The sequence below is a fragment of the Ruegeria sp. SCP11 genome, assembly GCF_040329455.1.
In the GTDB taxonomy this organism is placed as follows: Bacteria; Pseudomonadota; Alphaproteobacteria; order Rhodobacterales; family Rhodobacteraceae; genus Ruegeria; species Ruegeria atlantica_E.
Map to the genome: position 1 here is coordinate 182,130 of NZ_JBDZYG010000005.1, position 22,380 is coordinate 204,509.

The following is a 22,380-nucleotide window of genomic DNA, read 5'->3' on the forward strand; positions in this document are numbered from 1 at the left end:
AGTTTTTGAGGACGGCGCGCTGTTTCGCGCGCCGTTTCTTATTTTCCGGGCCGTGTCGCGCCAGTGTCCGACCGCGGCGACCGGACCCGCAAAACCGGAGTATTGACCGATGACGTGTTGGCCCGGCTCTCGCGCCAAACCACGAAAACGCCCGACGCAATGATGATGCTGGCCCCGACCGCAACCCAGATGTCGGGGGTTTCGCCAAAGAAGATCATGCCGAACAGGGTGGCCCAGATGATCTGGCTGTACTGGCTGGGTGCAACGACTCCGGCAGGGGCTGCGCGGTAGGCGAGGATGATCAGGTGCTGCGCGATGACCGAGAACACGCCGACCAGCGCCATCATCGCCAGATGCAGCAGTGAGGGCGGTTGATAGACGGCGGGTTGCACTAGGCTCATCACCACGATGGCCAGTAGCATAGGATAGAGGATTAGTACGGCCGAGCGTTCCTCGTTTCCGATCTTTCGGACCAAAACAGACCCTAGTGCACTACAAAACGCCGCTGTCAGGGCTGCCATGTGTCCCAATGTGATGTCGGTCGCACCAGGGCGTAAGACGATCAGAACGCCGATCAGACCGACGCCGACGGCGGCCCAGCGTTGGGCGCGCACGACCTCTCCCAGTATAGGGATCGACAGGACCGTGACGAACAAGGGGAAGGCAAATAACAGCGAATAGACCTCGGCCAGAGGCAGCACCGAGAAGGCGTAGAAGGCGCAGACCATGGAGGTCACCATTAGGGCCGAGCGCAGCAGCACCAGCCACGGGTGATGCGGCAAGAAGTTGCCCGTCGTGCGGTCCGTCAGGATCGTCACAGCCATCGGCACAAAGGAAAACAACGTGGCGAAAAAGATGATCTGCATCACCGAATAGGTCCCGCCCAGCACTTTGATCAGTGCGTCATGGCTGGCAAAGACTGCGAATCCCAGAAACGCGAAACCAAGTCCCCGGAGGGTGGTGTTTTGAGTGCTCATCGGTGTGGCCTCGGGTGATGTCGGTGTAGTGGCACTGTGCCGTCGCAGCACAAAAGGGCTGTCTTGCCCCTGAGTAAACCCATTTCGCTGGTCCGCATAGCCCCTATTTTACCGCTAACATCGCAAAGCCGCCATGTTCAGGGATCAACGCAGGATCGGCGGCGCGTCCTTGGGTTGGCGGGCCGTTTGCACACCGGCCTTCATCCCCACCCCGATACGCCGGGCCAAAGCGACCCATGGGGTGGCAGTTTCCGGGGGCAATGTCTGGGTGGCGACCTCTTCAAACAGGTCCAGCCAATGGGCGAACATCTCGGGCTTCACGTCGGGCCGTTCGATATGGACGCGTTGGGGATTGCCGTCATAGCTGCGCTCAAACAGGATGGCGTTGCGCCAGAAGGCAGCGATCTTTTCCTCATGGCTGGGCCAGTCGGTGACATGGTTTCCAAAGACCGGACCCAGCACAGCATCCTCGCGCACGCGGGCATAGAAGGCGCGGACCTGAGCGTTGATCTGATCGGGCGTTGCCTGAAAGCGCGGCGGCAGGGTGGGTCTGGTCATAAGGGCGCCGAATTCGACTCTGTTTCGGGCCAATACCCCGTTCAGCCGTCATGCAACAGGCGTGGTTTTGTCGCGTGCCTCTGGCGTCAGCAGATGCCGCAGCAGGGCGACCGGATGCGCGCGCAGGCTGAGGCGGGTGGCGACGTAATCTTCGACCACCTGCTCGCCCAGTGTCATCTGCGGAAGGTAGGTTTCGGGCTCGTCCAGTGCCTCACCCTCCAGATCCTGCGAGAACAGCGGTAGGGGCTTGGCGGTCGCAATCGCCTTGGCCTGCCACAACGCCTCGCGCCGGGTCAGGTCGCAGGCGGCAAAGGCGTCGGCCTCGGTCAGTCGTTCGATCACCGACGGCCCCAGCCCGGCCCTGCGCCAGACATCGTCGACCTGATGGTAACCGTTGCCGCGCGCGGCGGTCAGCCAACTGGCGTCTTCTTCGCTCAGCCCTTTGATCTGACGGAAGCCCAGCCGCAGGGCCAGCCCGCCATGGCCGTCAGGCTCCATCACATTGTCCCAGAAGCTGGCATTGATGCAGACCGGGCGCACCTGAACCCCGTGTTCGCGCGCATCCCGCACGATCTGGGCGGGTGCATAGAACCCCATCGGCTGCGAGTTCAGCAGCGCGCAGGCAAAAATCCCCGGGTGGTGGCATTTGATCCAGGCCGAGGCATAGACCAGCAGCGCAAAGCTGGCTGCGTGGCTTTCGGGGAAACCGTAAGAGCCGAAGCCTTCGATCTGCGAGAAACAGCGCTCGGCAAAGTCATCCTCATATCCGTTGCGCTTCATACCGCGCAGGAACAGGGCGCGGAACTCGCTGACATTGCCGTGCTTCTTGAACGTCGCCAGAGACCGGCGCAGCCGGTCGGCCTGTTCCGGGGTGAAGCCTGCGCCGACAATGGCGATCTGCATCGCCTGTTCCTGAAACAGCGGTACGCCCAGCGTTTTGCCCAGAACCTCGCCCAATTCGTCCGAAGGGAAGCTGACCTCCTCCTCTCCGTTCCGGCGGCGGATATAGGGGTGGACCATGTCGCCCTGAATGGGGCCGGGGCGGATGATGGCGACCTCGATCACTAGATCATAGAAATTGCGCGGCCGCATCCGGGGCAGGAAGTTCATCTGCGCGCGTGATTCCACCTGAAACACGCCGATACTGTCCGCCTTGCACAGCATGTCATAGATCGCTGGGTCCTCAGGCGGGAGGGTGGCCAGCGTATAGCTGGTCTGGTGGTGCTGTCCGATCAGGTCGAACGCCTTGCGGATACAGGTCAGCATCCCGAGGCTGAGGACATCGACCTTGAGAATCCCAAGGCTGTCGATGTCGTCCTTGTCCCAGCAGATGACCGTGCGGTCCTCCATCGTAGCGTTTTCGATGGGGACAAGTTCGTCCAGCCGCCCCTCGGTGATGATGAATCCGCCCACGTGCTGAGACAGGTGCCGGGGGAAGCCGTCGATCTCATACACTAACATTAGAGTCTGCTTCAGGCGCCGATCCTCGGGGTCGAGGCCGATTTCACGCATGCGCTGGGCTTCAAGGCCAGAGGCGGAAAAGAAGCCCCAGAGCTGCGAGGAAAGCGCCGAGATGGTGTCTTCGGTCAGCCCCATGGCGCGGCCAACCTCGCGAATGGCGCGTTTGCCGCGATAGTGGATGACAGTGGCACACAGCCCCGCGCGGTGGCGGCCATAGCGGTCATAGATGTGCTGGATTATCTCTTCGCGGCGTTCATGTTCGAAATCCACGTCGATATCTGGCGGCTCGTCCCGCGCCTCGGAGACGAAGCGTTCGAAGACCATGGTGCCCAGTTCGGGGCTGACCTCGGTAATGCCGAGACAGAAGCAGACCACCGAATTGGCCGCTGAGCCCCGCCCCTGGCATAGGATATCGCGGGACCGGGCGAATTTGACGATGTCGCGGACGGTGAGGAAATAGGGTTCGTATTTAAGCTTGCCGATCAGGGTGAGCTCATGGGCGAGCATCTTTTTTGCCTTCTCTGACGCGCCCGCCGGATAGCGCCATTTCAGCCCCTCATGTGCCAGACGGTGCAGGCGTTCGGTCGGGGTTTCCTGCTCGCTGCCCTCGCTGGGATATTCATAACGCAATTCGTCGAGCGAGAATTTGAGCTGTTCGCTGAGTGCATGGGCGCGGGCGACGGCGCCCTCATGGCCTTTGAAAATGCGCAGCATCTCGGATTCGGACCGTAGGCGCTGTTCACCATTGGCCAGCGCCTCGCGGCCAAGATCGTCGACCTTACGGCGCAGGCGGATGGCGGTCACCACATCGGCCAGCTTGCGGCGGGTACCGTGATGCATAATCGGTGTTGCGCTGGCGAGGGTGGGGATGCCGAGCTGTATTGATTCAGCCTCTAATGCAGAGAAATGTGTGCTATCTGCGCCATCATACCGGGGGTGCATCAACAGATGCATCCGCCCGGTAAAGCGGCGCGTCAGCTGTTGCGCCTGTGTCCGCCAGGCGTCCGCGCCGCCCGGAGACAGTGTCGCTTGTGGCCAGAGCAGCAGGTGGAGGTCGTCGGAGAACTCCAGCAGGTCGGACAGGTGCAGGATGCAATCGCCTTTTTCGGCGCGCAGGCGACCTTTGGAGAGGATGCGACACAGGTTGGCCCAGCCCTGCCGGTTCAAGGGCAGGGCGGTGACGGTGGGCGCGTCGGTGAAGGTCAGGCGCGCCGCTGGGATCAGACGGGGGACCGCGTGGACCGGGTATGACGGCGGTTTCGGGATGTGATCGGGGCAGGGCGGGCCGATTGCGGTGTTCTGTGTTTCCCACGTCAGCCGTTCGCGCACCTTGCGGGCGATTTCGCGCCCTTGGGTGTGGGCGCGGACGATCCCGGCGACCGAATTGTCATCGGCAATTGCGATGGCAGGCAAACCGAGGGTGACGGCACGCTCCATGTACTCCTCGGGGTGCGAGGCCCCGGTGAGGAAGGTGAAATTCGACGTGATCGACAGCTCGGCATACATGGCGATTCCATATTATATTCACGTTTTGTTCTTTTTCGAGTCCTTTGCGCAGGAACCGGGTCGATTGGATTTACTCAGCTAGGCATGGTTGGGAAAAAGGAGACCCGATATGTTCAAGATTACCGCATTGCCGACCGACGATGTGCGTGCCCTTCAGGCCGGAGGGCCGGATGCCTATGGCGCCACCCCAGAGCGCACCGTTTCGACGGGGGCAGGCAATCCCTGCCGTCACTGCCTGCAGAATATCCCAGAAGGCAAAGAGATGCTGATTTTGGCGCATCGGCCTTTTTTAGAGACACAACCTTACGCTGAGACCGGTCCGATCTTCCTATGTGCCGCGTCCTGCGAACGGCACGAGGGTGCAGGGATGCCGGAGATTCTGACCACATCACCGGACTATCTGATCAAGGGCTACGGGCTGGATGACCGCATTGTTTATGGAACGGGGGTCGTCACACCTATGGATCGGATGAGTGCGGCGATAACAGAGATATTTGCACGACCAGACGTAGCTTATATCCATGTCCGTTCTGCCCGGAACAACTGCTATCAGGCGCGGATCGACCGGGCTTAAAGCTTGACCCGATGCATCCCCCGGCGGGGTTGATCCTCATCCTCAGTTGGAAGGTCATCCGCGCGACTGGACGTCAGTGCGAGGAAGACATCCTCAAGGTCTGCTTCTTCGGTTCGAACGTCGCGGATGCGGATACCAGCGGCGCGTACGGATTCCAGCACCTGCTCGGCGCTGGTCTGAGTGCTGCGGTATTGCAGAACGAGGTTGCCGTCTTCGCGCAGCGTGGCTTCGACGCCTTGCGCTGCGGGCAGATCAACAACCGGGCTGTCGGGCGAGATGACCATCGTCCGGCTGTCCATGCGGCCCAGCAGGTTCGCCGTGCTGTCCTGAGCGATCTTTTCGCCGTGGTTGATTATGGCGATCTCGTCACACATCTCCTGCGCTTCTTCTAGATAGTGCGTGGTTAGGATAATGGTCATTCCCTGCTCGTTCAGTTTGCGCACATTGGTCCAGAGCATCTGGCGCAGCTCGATATCCACACCCGCCGTGGGTTCGTCCAGCACCAACACTTTGGGGTGATGGACCAATGCCTTGGCCAGCAGCAACCGCCGCCGCATCCCGCCCGACAAGGTACGGGCATAGGCTTCGGCCTTGTCGCTGAGGCCGACCAGTTCGAGTATCTCATCGCTGCGGCGCTGCGCCTTGGGCACGCCGTACAACCCAGCCTGAACTTCCAACGCGCCGCGTGGAGTGAAAAACGGATCGAGATTCAGCTCCTGCGGCATCACGCCGATGGCCGCACGGGACTGGCGCGGGTTCTGGTCCTGGTCGAATCCCCAGATCGAAACATTGCCCGCTGATTTCACGACGAGCCCGGCCAGAATGTTGATCAGAGTCGATTTCCCAGCCCCGTTCGGCCCCAGCAGGCCAAAAACCGAGCCACGCGGGACGGTCAGATCAATGCCTTTCAGCGCGTGTTTCTCGGGCTGGCCCTTGCCGCCCCGATAGGTCTTGCGCAGCCCGTCGATCCTGATTGCCGCATCGGTCATGTGGCTCTTGCCCCCGGTTTGCTCATCGCTCATAAACGCACCTAATACATGCCCGCGAGGCCGACAACCGCAGAAGGATCGCCAGCCGTGAACATCGAAGCGCCGGAAACCAAGATCGTCGAAACCGCCCGCGTCGCCTGTGACGGCGGCGAAGGGGCGCTGGGCCATCCGCGCGTCTGGTTGCAGATCCCTGAAGATATCGGGTGGGTCGAATGCCCCTATTGCGACTGCAAATATGTTCTGAAGGGCACAGAACAGAGCTGACTGACTGTCAGGTGCCGGGTTTGGCAAAACTCTGACAGAGCGCGCCCGCGTCCACATCGCCGTATCTGTTGATCAGGAACTGATCCACATTGGCGCCAGACCAAACTTGAAATGCCTCACCATTGCTAAGCAGGCCAATTCCGCTGGCGGTACCTGTTTCTGCATGCTGATAGGTGAAAAATGCGTTTCCCGTGAGTCCGTTATCACATTCCAGAGTGGCTTCTCCGAAGCCCAAGCTACCTTGCGCGCGCCACTCGCCGTGGCAACTGAAATCGGCACTTGTTCGGCCAGCATGGGTGCCCTGCCCCCATCCAACAGCGCGGCCGGTGAAGTAAACGCCACTGCTGCCCAAACAAGCCAGAATAGGAGCGCAATTGGACGAACTCCCACGGTTTTCAAGACAATCCGCAGGCAGTTTTGGGCCCGCTTGGGCCACCGTCACGACAAGAGCGATTGCGGTTGCTGGCGCGATGGCCGATAAAACGTGCAGACTTAACATGACCACGATCTTATGAGGCACGCCACCATGAGCAAGAGCAATTTCGGAAAAGGCTGTCACCTGCATCTGATCGATGGATCGGCCTTTATTTTCAGGGCCTATCACGCATTACCCCCGCTAACGCGCAAGTCTGACGGGCTGCCGATTGGCGCGGTTTCGGGCTTTTGCAACATGCTGCAGAAATATGTCGAAGGAAATGCCGGGCCGGATGCGCCGACCCACGTGGCGGTGATCTTCGACAAGGGGTCGCACACGTTCCGTAACGATCTCTATGACCTTTACAAAGCCAACCGCGAAGCGATGCCCGAGGACCTGCGCCCGCAGATGCCTTTGACCCGCGAGGCAACCAAGGCGTTCAACATCGCCTGCAAAGAACTTGAAGGATACGAGGCCGACGACATTATTGCCACTTTGGCCGTTCAGGCCCGGGACGCGGGCGGGCGTGTGACCATCGTCAGTTCGGATAAGGATCTGATGCAGCTGGTCGGCGGCGGCGTGGAAATGCTGGACGCGATGAAGAACAAGCGCATCGACACCGATGGTGTGTTTGAGAAATTCGGCGTGGGTCCTGACCGTGTGGTTGATGTTCAAGCCTTGGCCGGGGATTCGGTCGATAACGTGCCGGGGGCGCCGGGTATTGGTGTGAAGACCGCAGCTCTGCTCATCAATGAATATGGCGATCTGGAAACCCTGCTGGACCGTGCGGAAGAGATAAAACAGCCCAAACGCCGCCAGACCCTGATCGAAAAGCGTGATCAGATCGAGCTGTCGAAGAAGTTGGTGCAGCTGGACGAAAATACGCCGCTGGACTTCACGCTGGACGATCTGGAGGTCAAAGACCCCGATGCCGAGACCTTGCTGGGTTTTCTGGCTGAGATGGAGTTTCGCACCCTCACCAAGCGCATTGCCGACAAGCTGGGGGCGGAAACTCCGGTGATCGCAGATGCGCCCGCGCCTGTTGCCGAAGTGGAAGAGGCTGAAGCACTACCGTTTGATGCCTCGAAATACGAATGTGTGCGCGAAGCGGGCGCGCTGCAGAAATGGATTGACCAGGCCTATGAGCGCGGGTGGGTGGCGGTCGATACCGAAACCACCGGACTGAACGAAATGATTGCTGATCTGGTCGGGATTTCTCTGTGTATCGAGGCGGGCGAGGCCTGCTATATCCCGCTGACTCACCGCGATGGCGCGGCGGATGACCTTTTCGGATCGGACGCGCTGGCCGAGGGGCAGATGCCGCTGGATGAGGCTCTAACCCTGTTAAAACCGATGCTCGAGGACCCATCGATCCTCAAGATCGGGCAGAATATGAAATACGATGCCAAGATATTTAAGCGCTACGGCATCGATGTCGCCCCGATCGACGACACGATGCTGATGTCCTACGCCATGCATGGAGGCGAACATGGGCATGGCATGGATACGCTCTCCGAACGCTACCTGAGCCACACGCCGATTCCGATCAAACCGCTGCTGGGCTCGGGCAAGTCGGCGATCACCTTCGATAAGGTGCCGATTGATGAGGCCACCGCCTATGCCGCCGAGGATGCGGATATCACCCTGCGCCTATGGAAGCTGTTCAAACCGCAACTGCATCAGGTGCAGGTGACGACGGTGTATGAGACGCTGGAACGGCCTTTGGTGCCGGTTCTGGCCGAGATGGAGATGCACGGCATCAAGGTCGACCGCGATGTCCTAAGCCGCATGTCGAACGCCTTTGCCCAGAAAATGGCCGGGTTAGAGGCTGAAATCCACGAACTGGCCGGAGAGAATTTTAATGTGGGTTCCCCTGCTCAGTTGGGTGAGATTCTGTTCGACAAGATGGGGCTGGAAGGCGGCAAGAAGGGCAAGACCGGGAAATATTCGACCGGGGCCGATATTCTGGAAGACCTCGCCACCGAGCATGAACTGCCGCGCAGGGTTTTGGATTGGCGGCAGCTTTCCAAGCTAAAATCCACCTACACCGACGCGCTGCAGACCCATATCAACCCCGACACGGGCCGGGTGCATACGTCTTACTCAATCACCGGGGCGAACACGGGACGTCTGGCCTCGACCGATCCGAACCTGCAGAACATTCCGGTGCGGACTGAGGAAGGGCGGCGCATTCGTGAGGCCTTCATTGCCGAACCGGGCAATGTGCTGGTCAGCCTCGACTACAGCCAGATCGAACTGCGGATTCTGGCGCATATCGCCGATATCCCCGCCTTGAAACAGGCGTTTGCCGATGGGTTGGACATTCACGCCATGACCGCGTCCGAGATGTTCGATGTTCCGCTGGACGAGATGACACCGGATATCCGCCGTCAGGCCAAGGCGATCAACTTCGGTGTGATCTATGGCATTTCGGGCTTTGGTCTGGCGCGGAATCTGCGCATTCCGCGGGCCGAGGCGCAGGGCTTCATCGACCGCTATTTTGAGCGTTTCCCGGGTATCCGGCGCTATATGGATGACACCGTCGCCTTCGCCAAAGAGCACGGCTATGTGCAGACCCTGTTCGGGCGCAAAATTCACACACCCGAAATCAACGCCAAAGGGCCGCATGCGGGCTTCTCACGCCGCGCGGCGATAAACGCGCCAATTCAGGGCACGGCGGCCGATGTGATCCGGCGCGCGATGGTGCGGATGCCGGATGCAATCAACGGTCTGCCCGCCAAGATGCTGTTGCAGGTGCACGATGAATTGCTGTTCGAAGTGGCCGAGAATGCGGTGGATCAGGTGATTGATGTCGCGCGCGACGTGATGGAGGGTGCTTCGGACCCGGCGGTGAAGCTGGATGTAAAGCTGAGCGTGGATGCCGGGCAGGGCGCCAACTGGGCCGAGGCGCACTAAGGGTTACGTTGGCGCGCTGCTCATCAGGCCCGGCGGGCCCTCTTCGCAGCGGGTCAGTCCTGTGGCCTGACCAGACGGTTCACAAATCGTTGCACGGAAGGGCCAAACAACAAGATGACGGTGAAGGCGATGGGCCAGGAAAAGGCCCACGAGGCCATCCAGTCGCCTGCGGTGCTTGTACCGAACCCGATGGCCTTCACCGTTGCGATGCCGGTCACGACGCAGGACATCAGGCCAGACATGATCAGGCTAAATAGGGCGCGGGCGTAACGGGCAGGGATCATGTCAGGCATCCTATCGGTCGCAATGCCTGAGATGTGCTGTATTTCTCGCCAAAATGCCAGTGCTAGACCGCCATCCAGCCAAGGCTGTCGGGGGTACGCGGTGTCGAAGGCGTATATTCGGCGCTGACCCAGCCGGAATAACCTGCGGCGTCGATGGCAGAGAACAAGCCTGCGAAATCGGTCTGCCCGCGCCCCGGTTCGGACCGGTCAGGGGCGGCACCTATCTGGGCGTGGACAATTCGCGAGTGGAAACGATCCCAGATCGTTTGCGCGTCGCCATGGATCATGTGGGCATGGAAACTGTCATATTGCAGGCCCACATTGGGGCGGCTCACGCGGTCCAGCACCTGTACCGCCAGATCATAGTCATTGAGGAAGTAACCGGGCTGCGAAACAGGATTGAGCGGTTCGATTGTGAACTGCTGCTGGGGCGAATAGTCGGCGGCCCATTGCAGGTTGCGCACGAAACACTCCTGCGCATCCGGCCCCGAGGCATAACCTGACATGATGTGGATCAGTCCCGGCTTTAGGACTTCGGCATAGCGCATGACGCGGCGGATATCTGATTGGAACCGGGCCTCGCCACCCGGAACCGCAGCATAGCCGGGTTCGCCGCCGGTGTAATTCGGCGGAGGCGCATTGATCAGCACCAGTTCCAGCCCGTTGGCCAGCAGGGCGCGGCGGGTTTCCTTGGCAGCAAGCTCATAGGGGAACAGGATTTCGACCGCTTTGAATCCGGCTTCGGCCGCGGCCTGGAAACGCTCCAGATAGGGAAGCTCGGCAAAGAGCAGAGAGATATTGGCGGCGAATTTAGGCATGAGGAATCTCGGGCAGTTATTGGACGAACCTTACCTGCGCGGCATTTTTTGGGGAAGAGGATCAAAAACGACAGATTGTCGAAAATCGACCAGATCGCGCACGGTGAATCAGAGACCCTTAAACCCATTGCGGCGAATCATTTTTAAAGCGCCAAGCCAACAGAAGGTCTGAAACCCATGGCGATGAGCCCTGACCCCGTGCGCGGGACCTCTTTGTCGATGTCTGCAGGTCGCAATTCCGCCTTGTCTGGCAACGGCTTGGCGGTGGCCTCAATGCTGACATGGGCGGCCGGATTTCCGGCGGCTGAGGTGTTGTTGCAAACTTGGCCACCCGTAGCGCTATTTGCGGCACGGCTGGCGTTGGCCGTGGCGGTCATGTTTCCGATCTGGCTGTTGATCGACGGACCTCGGCGTGTGGTGAACGCTCGCTGGATGCGCGCGATGGTGGTCGGTGGCTGCGGCATTGGGTTGGGCATGTTCCTTCTAATCGTGGCGCAAAAACTGACCGATCCGGTGACGGTGGCGATCATTGCCTCGTGCGCGCCTTTGGTGGCGACTCTGTTGGAGCTTGCTGCTGGTACCCGACGGATACGCTGGAATTTCGCACTGGGCGTGCTGGTGTCGATTGTAGGTGGGTTGATAGCGACCAGCGCGATGGCCCCGGGACAGTTGGGGCTGGGGGCTGCCCTTGCCATTGCATCGACTGGCCTGTTTTGCTGGGCCAGCATGGCTACCGCAAGAGATTTCCCCGAACTCAGCCAGACTGGCCGCGCCACAATCACCTTTACGGGAGGTTTGGTCATGGCTTCGGTGCTGCTTTCAGGGGCTGCGCTATTGGGAATGGATGTCATGCCTACGACCGCCTTTGACATTCAACAGGCCGGGATGCTGGCCATATTTGCGCTGATTGCGATGGGACTGAGCCAGGTTTTGTTTGTTGCCTCCATCGGCAAGCTGGGCGTTGCCCTGTCCTCATTCCACATCAACATTGCGCCGTTTTACGTGATGATGATCATGATGATGTTAGGCGAGGAGTGGAACAGCACCCGCGCGCTGGGTGCAGGGATCGTCGCGCTGGCCGTAGTGCTGGCGCAGGATCGCAAGGCGCAACGTACGGCTTAATCCGGCAAATCTTCCGAGCGGATCAGCGGAAAGAACTGCCCGCCAGACCAGACGCCGAACCAGTTGTCCTGATGTTCGGCGATATCCACAAGGCGGTAGAATGTCTTGCGGTCGATGCGCGCCTCAAGGTTTGCGCGAACCAATACGTAAGGTGACGGCTCTTCTGTTTCCGGGTTTATGACAATTCGGATCGGATGGTCCGGCCCGGTAACTGCGGTATCTCCGACCTGAGTGGTAAAAGTCAGGTTTTGCGTGTCGCCTGCGCCTTCGGTGTCGAAATCGACGGCAACAAAGGGCGCGTCTTCAACAGTGATTCCCACCTTTTCGACCGGGGTCACCAGATAGTATTTCCCGCCTTCTTTCTTAAGAATTGAGGAAAATAGCTTCACAAGCTCGAACCGGTTGATGGGTGACCCTAAGTAACTCCATGACCCATCTTTTGCGATCCGGATGTCCAGATCGCCGCAAAACGGAGGATTCCACAGGTGAACGGGCGGTAAACCCTTGGTTTTTGACGCTTTGACTGATGCAGCCAGGCCATCAGGAGAGGGTGTCACAGGTTTTTGTCCGCTCATTGCTTTTGCCATTTCATATTCGCGCGATACACTTCAATCATAATAGTCCACGGAAGGGAAAGTCATGACCGAACCTGCCGACCTCGTGTTCGAGATCGAAGCGCTGGAAAACAAGCTGCAAGAGGCCAAGTCCTCGATCACCCGTCGCTTTATCGGACAGGAAAGGGTCGTGGATCTGACCCTGACCGCCCTGCTGTGCGGTGGGCACGCCCTGCTGATCGGTCTGCCGGGTCTGGGCAAGACGCGGTTGGTCGAGACTTTGTCGACCGTGATGGGCCTGCACGGCAACCGAATCCAGTTCACGCCAGATCTGATGCCTGCCGATATCCTCGGGTCCGAAGTTCTGGATACTGCCGATGACGGCTCGCGTCATTTCCGCTTTATCTCTGGCCCCATCTTTTGCCAGCTGTTGATGGCGGATGAAATCAACCGCGCCAGTCCCCGGACGCAGTCGGCGCTGCTGCAGGCGATGCAGGAACGCACTGTGACCGTGGCCGGGGAGGACCGCTCTTTGGGGGAGCCCTTCCACGTGCTTGCCACGCAAAACCCGATTGAACAGGAAGGTACCTATCCGCTGCCCGAGGCGCAGTTGGACAGGTTTCTAGTGCAGATTGATGTGGAATACCCGGACCGTCAGACAGAGCGCGAGATCCTGATTTCGACCACGGGTGTTGAAGAAGATGATGCGCATCAGATTTTCACCAAAGAGGAATTGCTGGCCGCGCAGGTCCTGTTGCGGCGGATGCCGGTGGGCGACTCGGTTGTTGAGCTGATCCTTGATCTGGTCCGCGCCTTTCGGCCCGAAGAGGCGGGCGTATCTGATCGCGTAGCCGAGACCGTCGCCTGGGGCCCCGGACCCCGTGCGGCGCAGGCTTTGATGATGACAGTGCGGGCGCGGGCAATGTTGCAAGGGCGTCTGGCTCCAAATGCCGAGGATGTGCTGGATATGGCCCGGCCGGTTCTCAGCCATCGGATGGCGCTGAACTTCGCGGCGCGGGCACGCGGCGATAGTCTGGCTGACCTGATCGAAACGACAGCCACCGGTCTGATCCGTGCTGAGGCAGCGGCGTGAATGCCGCGCTGACCCTTCGCGAAAGATCCGAGGCCGAGGCGTCCCGGCTACCGCCCTTGCTGGCGCGCGCCGAACACCTGGCCGGAACCGTTCTTCTGGGGGACCACGGGCGCAGGCGTTCGGGTCTCGGGGACGATTTCTGGCAATACCGTCCGGCGCAGATCGGTGACAGCCGCCGAATGATCGACCACCGGCGATCGGCGCGCGGAGATCAGCAATTCGTGCGCGAGCGGGAATGGCAGATCGCGCAATCGGTGATGCTCTGGGTGGATCAGGGCGCGTCTATGCGGTTTGCCTCGGACAAGAACCATCCCACCAAGGCGGATCGTGCGCGTTTGCTGGGGCTGGCCACAGCCATCCTTTTGGTGCGCGGAGGCGAGCGTGTGGGTCTGACCGGTACGACCCTGCCGCCTCGGCGCGGAAACGCGCAAATCATTCGGTTGGCAGAAGCGTGGTCCGAGGATGTTGAGACGGATTATTCTCCGCCTGAACACCGCGCAATGATCCCTCATGCCCGCGCTGTCTTCGTTTCCGATTTCCTCGGCGCGATGGACGAAGTCGAGTTGGCCCTGACCAAAGCCGCCGATCGCGGTGTACGGGGTGTTCTGTTGCAGGTTCTCGATCCGAGCGAGGAAACCTTCCCGTATCGGGGTCGCACCATCTTCGAGAGCGTCGGCGGCACGACCCGTCACGAGACCCTAAAGGCCGGAGATCTGCGTGACCGGTATCTTGAACGCCTCGCCAAACGCAAGGACGCGCTGACGCAGTTGTGTCGTGCGACCGGCTGGCAGTTGGGCTTGCACCATACAGGTGACAGTGCACAAGCGGCTCTATTGTGGCTCTATCGAGCGTTGGACGGGGGCACGCGATGACGGTTCTGGCGGGCATCGGCTTTACCGCCCCATGGGTGCTGCTGGGGTTACTGACCCTTCCGATCCTGTGGTTGATCCTGCGCGCGGTGCCACCCGCGCCGATCCGCAGGCTGTTCCCGGCGGTGACACTGCTGCTGGGGCTGAAAGATGACGAAAGCGTCTCGGACCGTACCCCGTGGTGGCTCTTGTTGCTGCGCATGCTGGCAGCGGCGGCGATCATCATAGGGCTGGCCGGTCCGGTCCTGAACCCCTCTCGGGACGAAACCGGAACGGGGCCGTTGTTGCTGGTGTTGGATGCCAGTTGGGCCGGGGCGACACGGTGGTCTTCGACGCTGGATCAGATCGACGTGCAACTGACCGAGGCCGGTCGGGCAGGGCGCACCGTGGCAATCCTAAGCCTGACCGCACCCGAGACACCGGTGTTTCAGGCGGCTGAGGCGTGGCGCGGGCGTTTGCCGGGCCTGACGCCGACACCGTGGCAGCCAACAGAAACACAAATCGAACAGTCGCTGGCCGCTTTGAATCAATTGGACGGAGGCTTTGACACGCATTGGTTCAGTGACCGTTTAGCCTATGAGGGGCAGGACAGGGTTCTGTCAGAGCTTCAGGCGCGGGGCGCGGTGATTGTATATCAGTCCGCAGCGCCGGTGGTTGCGATTCTGCCCGCCGCTTATCAGGACGGTGTCATCCAACTGACCGCTCAGCGGGCTGAGCCGGGTCCGGCTGAGAGCCTGACCTTGCTGGCACAGGGTCGCGATCCTGCCGGTGCGATGCGGGTTCTGCAATCGGCCGAGATGGAATTCCCAAGTGGAGAAACACAGGCTCAAGTGGATCTTGCGCTCCCCTCCGAGCTGCGCGCCCGCATCACCCGGTTTGAAATTCAAGGAGAACGCTCGGCTGGTGCAGTGACGCTGACCGATGACAGCCTGCGCCGCCGGGAGGTCGCTCTGATCGCCGGAACGCTAAACCGCGAAGGGCTGGAGTTGCTCTCGCCACTGCACTACCTGACCCAGGTTCTGAGCCCAACGGCGGATTTTGTTGAAGGTGGACTGTTGGAAGTACTGCCCGCGAACCCCGACGTGATCGTTCTGGCCGACGTGGCGAAACTGTCCGAGGGCGAACAGGCTGCTCTGATCGAATGGGTTGAACAGGGCGGGTTGCTATTGCGCTTTGCAGGCCCGCGCATGGCCGCCAGCGATCTGGGTCGCGATGCCGAGGATACTCTGCTGCCGGTACGCCTGCGCAGCGGTGGCCGCTCGGTTGGCGGCGCGATGAGCTGGGGTGAGGCCAAGGGGCTGGCCCCCTTCCCCGAAAACTCACCGTTCTACGGATTGCGGGTGCCTGGAGATGTCACAGTAACCACACAGGTCATGGCGCAACCAGACCCTAATCTGGCGGATCGAGTGATTGCATCGCTGTCGGATGGCACGCCGTTGGTCACGCGCAAAACGCTGGGACTGGGGCAGGTGGTACTGTTCCACGTGACGGCGGATGCGGAGTGGTCCAGCCTGCCGCTCTCGGGTTTGTTTGTTGAGATGCTGGACCGTCTGGCCGTGGCTTCCGCCGCGAAATCCCGTGAGGACGCGCAGTTGCAGGGGACCACGTGGGAGCCGATCCAGGTCATGGACGGGTTTGGTACCTTGTCTGATGCGGGCAATCTGGCTGGTGTGGATGGGGTTGAACTGGTGTCCGGTACGATTGGTCCTGAATTGCAACCTGGGCTTTATGAAAGTGGCAAACAGAAACTGGCGCTGAACGTTCTTTCAAATGAGATGGTGCTGAACCCAGTAGTCTGGCCTTCGGACGTTCCGATCAAAGGGCAGGAAGTCAGCAATGAGACACCCATTGGAGGCATCTTGCTCAGCCTTGCGCTGCTGCTTCTGACGATTGACGTGATCGCTTCGCTGGCCCTTTCAGGACGGCTTGGGCTGGCTAAAGCGGCCGCTGTTGCGCTGGGCACGGTAATGCTGGTGCCAGAAGCGCAGGCGCAGACGCCCGAAGAAACTGATTTTGCACTGAACGCGACCAAGGAACTGGTGCTGGCCCATGTATTGACCGGAAATGCGCAGGTCGATGATGTGGCTCGCGCAGGGATGCGCGGGCTGGCGCAGGTACTGTTCTATCGTACTTCGGTCGAACCCGCTGAACCCATCGGCGTGGATTTGGAACGCGATGAGCTGGCCTTCTTTCCCTTGCTTTATTGGCCGATCACGCCGGACCAGCCGCAGCCCTCTATCGAAGCTTATGCAAAGCTGAACACCTATCTACGCTCGGGTGGTATGATCCTGTTCGACACACGCGACGCGGATGTGGCGCGGTTCGGGGCGTCCAGCCCCAATGGCCGCAAGCTGCAACAGCTGGCCGCACCGCTGAACATCCCAGCGTTAGAGCCTGTACCCCGCGATCACGTGCTGACCCGCGCCTTTTACCTGTTGCAGGATTTCCCGGGTCGTTACGCAGGCACTGAAGTCTGGGTTGAGGCAGCGCCGCTGGATGCGGAACAGATCGAAGGCATGCCATTCCGCAACCTCAATGACAACGTGACCCCGGTGGTGATCGGCGGCAATGACTGGGCTTCGGCTTGGGCAGTGGATCGCAATGGGCAGGCGTTATTGCCGGTCGGGCGCGGCTATGCCGGCGAACGTCAGCGCGAGCTGGCCAATCGCTTTGGCGTCAATCTGGTGATGCATGTGCTGACCGGGAATTACAAATCGGATCAGGTGCATGTGCCTGCGCTATTGGACAGGTTGGGACAATGACTGGAACCGTCATCTTTGATCCGCTGATCCCGTGGCCCGTTCTGGCAATCGTAGCTTCGATAGCGGTTGCCGGGGTCATTCTAGCCCTGTGGCGCGGCCTGTCCGGCTGGGCTTTGCGGGGGTTGGCAGCCTTGGTGGTGATCGCGGCGCTTGCGGGCCCGGTCTATCAGGTCGAAGACCGCGCGCCGCTGACCGATATCGTACTGATGATCGAGGATGAAAGCGCTAGTCAGACCCTCTCGGACCGTGCTGATCAGACGGCTCAGGCGGCCGAGGAACTGGCTGCCGAGATTGAATCTCGTGACAATACCGAGCTGCGTCGGATCAAGGTGGGTGACGGCGATGGCGACGAAGGCACGCAGGTCATGGCGGCCCTGAACGCTGCGCTGGCCGAAGAACCTCGCGCGCGGATCGCCGGGATTCTGGTAGTGTCGGACGGCATCGTGCACGACGTCGACCAAGCCCCCGACTTGCCCGCGCCGATGCACCTGCTGCAAACCGGGCGCGAAAGCGACTGGGACCGCCGCTTAATTGTTCGCAATGCTCCGGCCTTTGCCATTATTGGCGAACCGGTCACTTTGACCCTGCGTGTCGAGGATAGCGGAGCCGCGCCCGTTGGCGCTGCGAGCGCGCCGCTTGAGATTTCCGTGGACGGGGCCGAGCCCGAGCAGTTCAGCATTCCCATCGGCGTCGACGTCGAATTGCCCATCACGCTGCCGCATGGCGGGCGTAATGTCATCCAGTTCACCGTGCCCCAGGCTGAGGGCGAGTTGACCGACCGCAACAACACGGCGTTGATCCAGATGAACGGCGTGCGCGACCGGCTGCGGGTTCTGCTGGTTTCGGGCGAGCCTCACCCGGGCGGGCGTACATGGCGCAACCTGCTGAAATCCGACAGCTCGGTCGATCTGGTGCATTTCACCATCCTGCGTCCGCCCGAGAAGCAGGACGGTGTGCCGGTTGACGAACTCTCGTTGATCGCTTTCCCCACGCGCGAGCTGTTTTTGGAGAAGATCAACGATTTCGACCTGATCATCTTTGATCGCTACAAACGCCGCGGCATCCTGCCCGCGATATATCTGGACAACGTCACCAACTATATCAACGACGGTGGCGCGGTTCTGATTGCCGCGGGGCCGGATTTTGCCAGTGCCGACAGTATCTTCCGGTCTCCGCTAGCGCCGATTTTGCCCGCACAACCCACAGCCCGTGTGATCGAGGAGCGCTTCGTACCCATGGTCACCGATCTGGGCCACCGGCATCCGGTCACGACGAATTTGGGCGACTCTGAGGATTGGGGCGCGTGGCTGCGCCAGATTGACGTCAATCATCGCACGGGTGAGTTGTTGATGACCGGCGTCGATGAACGTCCGTTGCTGGTGCTGGACCGTGTCGGCGAAGGGCGTGTAGCTCTGCTGGCCTCAGACCACGCCTGGCTTTGGAGCCGTGGGTTCGAAGGCGGCGGGCCGCAGCTGGAACTACTGCGCCGTCTGGCCCATTGGATGATGAAAGAGCCGGAGTTGGAAGAAGAGGCCCTGTGGGCCGAGGCCAACGGCCAGATCATGCGTATCATCCGTCAGACACTAGAGGATGAGGTCGGGCCGGTGACTGTCACCCGTCCCGACGGGGAAACGCTTGAGATCACGCTGGACGAGGTGTCCCCGGGCCGGTTCGAGGCGCTGTATTATGGGCCTGAGATCGGCCTCTATCGCCTGCAGGAAGGGGATCAGATGGCCGTGATCGGCCTCGGCCCCGCCGCGCCGAAGGAATTTGAGCGCACCATCGCCACCTCTGAGGTGTTGGACCCGGTATTGGCCCAATTGCGCGGCGGCGCGGTCCGGCTGGAAGAAGGGCTGCCCTCGATCCGCAATGTCCGCGCCGGGCGCCCGGCTGCCGGGCGTGGCTGGATCGGCCTGACCCCACGTGAAGCCTATGAGACGCGCGATGTCACGCAGGCCGGTTTGCTCCCGCCCTGGCTGGTACTGGTGCTTGCAGGTGGCTTCCTACTGGGCGGGTGGCTGCGCGAAGGGCGACGCTGACTATTCGAACACAACGCTGACCGTCGGATCACCGGGCAAACCATCATAGGTGACGGAGGCGCCGCCCTTGCCCTTTGCGGGCGGTACGAGCGGACCGAAAGACCCGACCGAAATCAGGTCTCCGGGCTGAAACTCGATCCCTTTCGACATCAACCACAGGGCAGCGTTGGCCGGATGCCCCAGAACCGCCACGCCCGGTGCCTGCGCCAGAACCTCACCATCTGCAGCGCGAAGCGTGATGGTCATTTCCGCAAGTGCCTTCGTTATCGCCTCCGTGTCTGTGACAGGAATTTCAGAGCCTAACACTCCCAGTTTCGGCGCGACCCCGATGGCAGTCAGTGTCACCGGCGTGATCGGTTCACCTTCGGTCAATGTCAGGTCGGGCAGTTCGATAAAGGGGCGGACGGCCGCTATATTCGCGATGATCTCTGAAGGTGTAGTTGCCTGATTGATCCCTGCGTCCCCAACAACAAGCACCAGATCCGCCTCAAAGACCGGACGGGCGCCCCATGCGGAGGGAACCGCCGCCCCGTCTTCCAACATCATATCTCGGAAAAGAACACCCTGGACTGGTTCGGATGCACCGAACCGCTCCTGTGCGGGGGCGCTGGTCAGGCCCGCCTTGTAGCCGATTACCGGGCCCAAGTGAGGTTCTAGCGCTGAGACTATTTTGGCTTGCGTGCAGAGTGCGTCTTCCATGCTGCCGCCCGTAGACAAAGCGGGTGTGGGGGTATTGCTCAGGTAATCCAGCACGTATTGATCCACCTGCGCATCCGTGGCGCACTCGGCCGCTACCGACGAAGCGAAACTTGCTAGGCAGAAAAGTGCTAAGTGCGAGTGAATTAGTCGCATGGCAGACCTCCGGTTTTCAAAACTCTGACACGGGCCGTGCGAGTCCGACAACGGCTTAAACACTTGTTCACGCTCTGAGTGGATGCTGTTCGTGGATTGTTCCGGGGTCACCAAAGATGAGTCTTGCAAACAAACTGGCACAGGAGCGGCGCGCAAGACTGGCGGCCGAGCGCCTGTTGGAGATGAAGCAAGCCGAGTTGTCGGCGGCCAATCGAAAACTTGGCTTGCACGCGATGGCGCTGACCAAACGCATCGGCGAGACCCAGGCCGAGGTCGAGACGGTCCGCGATGAGAATGAAAAGGTAAAATCCGACCTGACTCGGGCCAACGCCAAGATCGAAGTGGCCGAGCGTCGCCTGTGGCATTCGATGCAGACTATCCAGGATGGGTTCGCGTTTTTTGATGACCAAAGCCGCCTGATCGGCGCCAATGCAGCCTATCTCAGCGTGTTTGACGGATTGGATGAGGTCGCGCCCGGCATCACCTATGCGCGTATCCTCGAGATCCTGACTGATGAGGGCTTGATCGACATTGGCGCCGAAACTCCGGTGGATTGGCAGGCACGAATGCTGGTGCGCTGGGCGCAGCCCCAACCGGATTCGGTGGTGATCAAGCTGTGGAATGGTGAGTATTTCAAAATGATCGACCAGCGCGGCAATGGCGGTGACGTGGTCAGTCTGGGCTTGAACATCACGGCTTCGGTTCGGCATGAGACCGAACTGAAAGCCGCCCGTGAACGAGCCGAGGCTGCGAACCGCGCGAAATCGGCCTTTCTGGCCAATATGAGTCACGAGATCAGAACCCCGATGAATGGCATTGTCGGGATGACAGAGTTGATGTCCGAAACTCCGCTGGATGATGAGCAGAGGCTGTATCTCAACACCATCCGTAACTCCGGCGAGGCGCTGCTGGTGATCATCAACGACGTGCTGGACTATTCGAAGATCGAGGCCGACAAGTTGATCCTGCACCCGGAACAATTCGATTTTGAACGCTGCATTCTTGAGGTCGCGATGCTGATGCAGCCTAGCGTGCGCGACAAGGGGCTATCCTTGCTTGTGGATTACGACCTCTTCTTGCCGACCCTGTTTGTGGGTGATCCGGGACGGGTTCGTCAGGTGCTGACCAATTTGGTGGGCAACGCAGTCAAGTTTACGTCCGAAGGGCATGTTCTCATCCGTGTGACGGGGGTGCCGAATTCAAATTCAGAGACGTGTGATATCCATGTTGCGATTGAGGATACCGGCATTGGTATAGAAGCAGAAAAGATTGGGCACATCTTCGGCGAATTCAATCAGGTCGAGGGCGAGAAAAACCGCGAATTCGAAGGTACCGGGCTGGGGTTGGCCATCACAAAACGGCTGGTCACGCTGATGGGCGGGTCGGTCTGGGTTGAAAGCGAGCCAGGGCAAGGGTCATGTTTCGGATTCCGGGTCTCGTTGCCAACGGCTGAAGGCCCGCAGCCCGGGCCACCCGATCTGGCGGGACGTCTGAGCCACGTGATCGTGGTCGAGGATTTGGCGGCAAACCGCGCAATCCTGTCGAAACAGCTGGGGCGGTTGGGAGCCAGAGTAACGGTGTGCACATCGGGTGGAGAGGCGCTTTCGGCCATCGATGACAGTGTGGATCTGCTGCTATGCGACCACGACCTGCCGGATATGGACGGGCTAGAGTTGGCTACGACACTGAAAGACCGGGGCTGGGGGGAATTGCCGGTTGTCGTGATGTCGGCCAATCCGGGCGTAATCCATGCCAACCCGGCCCGGCACCTGATTGAAGGAGTGCTACACAAACCCATTCCCCGGGCCGAACTCTATTCACGCCTGACCATGCTGGGGCGTTCGCCCGCCACGCCGGAGGCCGCGTCAATCGCGGAGAAAACACCTGTGACGCAGCAGAGTGGTGGTCACCGGAAAATGCGTGTTTTGGCGGCCGAAGATAATCGAACCAATCAACTGATACTGCAAAAGATGGTCAAGGACCTGAACATTGACCTGCAGTTTGCAGGCAATGGGATTGAAGCGGTGGAGCAGTACCAGACCTTTGATCCGGACCTGATTTTCATGGATATCTCGATGCCCAAGATGGATGGGAAACAGGCCACGGCGGAAATCCGGCGGCGCGAGATTGAAACGGAGCGCCACGTACCGATTGTCGCTCTGACCGCGCATGCCATGACCGGGGATGATCAGGGTATCCTGTCGGCTGGGCTGGATCACTATCTGACCAAACCGCTGCAGAAGCAGAAAATCCATCAGATAATCGTCGATCACCAGCCGGTGGGGGTCTTGCCAGTCATTGCCGAAAATGCAGAGGCTGACTAGGTT

The 22,380-nt window shown here is 60.3% G+C and carries 18 protein-coding genes; 9 read left to right on the top strand and 9 right to left on the bottom strand.

Annotation, left to right across the window (positions count from 1 at the left end; translation table 11 throughout):
- Nucleotides 1-38 precede the first annotated feature (38 nt).
- From ABLN94_RS09770 to ABLN94_RS09780, 3 genes are all read right to left on the bottom strand, one after another.
- Entirely contained in the window at nt 39-977 is a 939-nt protein-coding gene (locus tag ABLN94_RS09770; protein ID WP_352991938.1) for a DMT family transporter, read from the bottom strand.
- A gap of 144 nt (nt 978-1,121) precedes the next feature.
- Nucleotides 1,122-1,535 (bottom strand): group III truncated hemoglobin, encoded by a 414-nt coding sequence (locus ABLN94_RS09775; protein ID WP_352991939.1) that lies wholly within the window; start codon nt 1,533-1,535, stop codon nt 1,122-1,124.
- A 48-nt stretch (nt 1,536-1,583) separates the two neighbouring features.
- Nucleotides 1,584-4,502, bottom strand: coding sequence for an error-prone DNA polymerase (locus ABLN94_RS09780; protein WP_352991941.1), 2,919 nt, complete (start codon nt 4,500-4,502; stop codon nt 1,584-1,586).
- Between the two features lie 109 nt (nt 4,503-4,611).
- Here ABLN94_RS09780 and ABLN94_RS09785 point away from each other — a divergent pair, with 109 nt between their 5' ends.
- Nucleotides 4,612-5,076, top strand: coding sequence for a DUF1203 domain-containing protein (locus ABLN94_RS09785; protein WP_170488157.1), 465 nt, complete (start codon nt 4,612-4,614; stop codon nt 5,074-5,076).
- On the opposite strand, the gene ABLN94_RS09790 is transcribed toward ABLN94_RS09785, so the two are convergent.
- Nucleotides 5,073-6,065 (bottom strand): ABC transporter ATP-binding protein, encoded by a 993-nt coding sequence (locus ABLN94_RS09790; protein ID WP_352992171.1) that lies wholly within the window; start codon nt 6,063-6,065, stop codon nt 5,073-5,075. The genes ABLN94_RS09785 and ABLN94_RS09790 overlap by 4 nt on opposite strands.
- Before the next feature lie 87 nt (nt 6,066-6,152).
- On the opposite strand from ABLN94_RS09790, the gene ABLN94_RS09795 reads away from it, so the two are divergent.
- A complete protein-coding gene (locus ABLN94_RS09795) occupies nt 6,153-6,329 on the top strand; it encodes a zinc-finger domain-containing protein (RefSeq protein ID WP_352991943.1) in 177 nt (58 codons plus the stop codon).
- Nucleotides 6,330-6,336: 7 nt separating this feature from the next.
- Here ABLN94_RS09795 and ABLN94_RS09800 read toward each other — a convergent pair whose 3' ends face one another.
- Nucleotides 6,337-6,828 (bottom strand): hypothetical protein, encoded by a 492-nt coding sequence (locus tag ABLN94_RS09800; protein WP_352991945.1) that lies wholly within the window; start codon nt 6,826-6,828, stop codon nt 6,337-6,339.
- A 27-nt stretch (nt 6,829-6,855) separates the two neighbouring features.
- Here ABLN94_RS09800 and polA point away from each other — a divergent pair, with 27 nt between their 5' ends.
- Nucleotides 6,856-9,660 (top strand): DNA polymerase I, encoded by a 2,805-nt coding sequence (polA, locus tag ABLN94_RS09805; protein WP_352991947.1) that lies wholly within the window; start codon nt 6,856-6,858, stop codon nt 9,658-9,660.
- A 53-nt stretch (nt 9,661-9,713) separates the two neighbouring features.
- Here polA and ABLN94_RS09810 read toward each other — a convergent pair whose 3' ends face one another.
- Nucleotides 9,714-9,944, bottom strand: a complete 231-nt coding sequence (locus ABLN94_RS09810) for a DUF2798 domain-containing protein (RefSeq protein ID WP_352991949.1) — start codon at nt 9,942-9,944, stop codon at nt 9,714-9,716.
- A gap of 62 nt (nt 9,945-10,006) precedes the next feature.
- Nucleotides 10,007-10,762 carry a hydroxypyruvate isomerase family protein gene (locus tag ABLN94_RS09815; protein ID WP_352991950.1) on the bottom strand — a complete coding sequence of 252 codons (756 nt, stop codon included), beginning with the start codon at nt 10,760-10,762 and terminating at the stop codon, nt 10,007-10,009.
- Nucleotides 10,763-10,945: 183 nt separating this feature from the next.
- On the opposite strand from ABLN94_RS09815, the gene ABLN94_RS09820 reads away from it, so the two are divergent.
- Nucleotides 10,946-11,884 carry a DMT family transporter gene (locus tag ABLN94_RS09820; protein ID WP_352991952.1) on the top strand — a complete coding sequence of 313 codons (939 nt, stop codon included), beginning with the start codon at nt 10,946-10,948 and terminating at the stop codon, nt 11,882-11,884.
- Here ABLN94_RS09820 and ABLN94_RS09825 read toward each other — a convergent pair.
- Complete coding sequence (locus ABLN94_RS09825; protein WP_352991954.1) at nt 11,881-12,459, bottom strand: DUF1285 domain-containing protein; 579 nt, start codon at nt 12,457-12,459, stop codon at nt 11,881-11,883. The two genes, ABLN94_RS09820 and ABLN94_RS09825, sit on opposite strands and share 4 nt — an antisense overlap.
- Nucleotides 12,460-12,523: 64 nt before the next feature.
- Between ABLN94_RS09825 and ABLN94_RS09830 the strand changes: the two genes are divergently transcribed.
- Genes ABLN94_RS09830 through ABLN94_RS09845 form a run of 4 tightly spaced genes read left to right on the top strand, consistent with a single transcriptional unit; the run spans nt 12,524 to nt 19,201 of the window.
- Complete coding sequence (locus ABLN94_RS09830; protein ID WP_352991956.1) at nt 12,524-13,531, top strand: AAA family ATPase; 1,008 nt, start codon at nt 12,524-12,526, stop codon at nt 13,529-13,531.
- A complete protein-coding gene (locus tag ABLN94_RS09835) occupies nt 13,528-14,403 on the top strand; it encodes a DUF58 domain-containing protein (protein ID WP_352991958.1) in 876 nt (291 codons plus the stop codon). Before ABLN94_RS09830 ends, ABLN94_RS09835 begins: the two co-directional genes overlap by 4 nt.
- Entirely contained in the window at nt 14,400-17,162 is a 2,763-nt protein-coding gene (locus ABLN94_RS09840; RefSeq protein ID WP_352991960.1) for a DUF4159 domain-containing protein, read from the top strand. The genes ABLN94_RS09835 and ABLN94_RS09840 overlap by 4 nt, the downstream gene beginning before the upstream one ends.
- Nucleotides 17,159-19,201 (top strand): hypothetical protein, encoded by a 2,043-nt coding sequence (locus ABLN94_RS09845; RefSeq protein ID WP_352991961.1) that lies wholly within the window; start codon nt 17,159-17,161, stop codon nt 19,199-19,201. The genes ABLN94_RS09840 and ABLN94_RS09845 overlap by 4 nt, the downstream gene beginning before the upstream one ends.
- Here the strand turns inward: ABLN94_RS09845 and ABLN94_RS09850 are convergent, their stop codons facing one another.
- Nucleotides 19,202-20,053, bottom strand: coding sequence for a 2-keto-4-pentenoate hydratase (locus ABLN94_RS09850; RefSeq protein ID WP_352991962.1), 852 nt, complete (start codon nt 20,051-20,053; stop codon nt 19,202-19,204).
- 116 nt (nt 20,054-20,169) lie between these two features.
- Here ABLN94_RS09850 and ABLN94_RS09855 point away from each other — a divergent pair, with 116 nt between their 5' ends.
- On the top strand, nt 20,170-22,377 hold the full coding sequence (locus tag ABLN94_RS09855) for a response regulator (protein WP_352991963.1): 2,208 nt from the start codon (nt 20,170-20,172) through the stop codon (nt 22,375-22,377).
- The last annotated feature ends 3 nt before the right edge of the window (nt 22,378-22,380 follow it).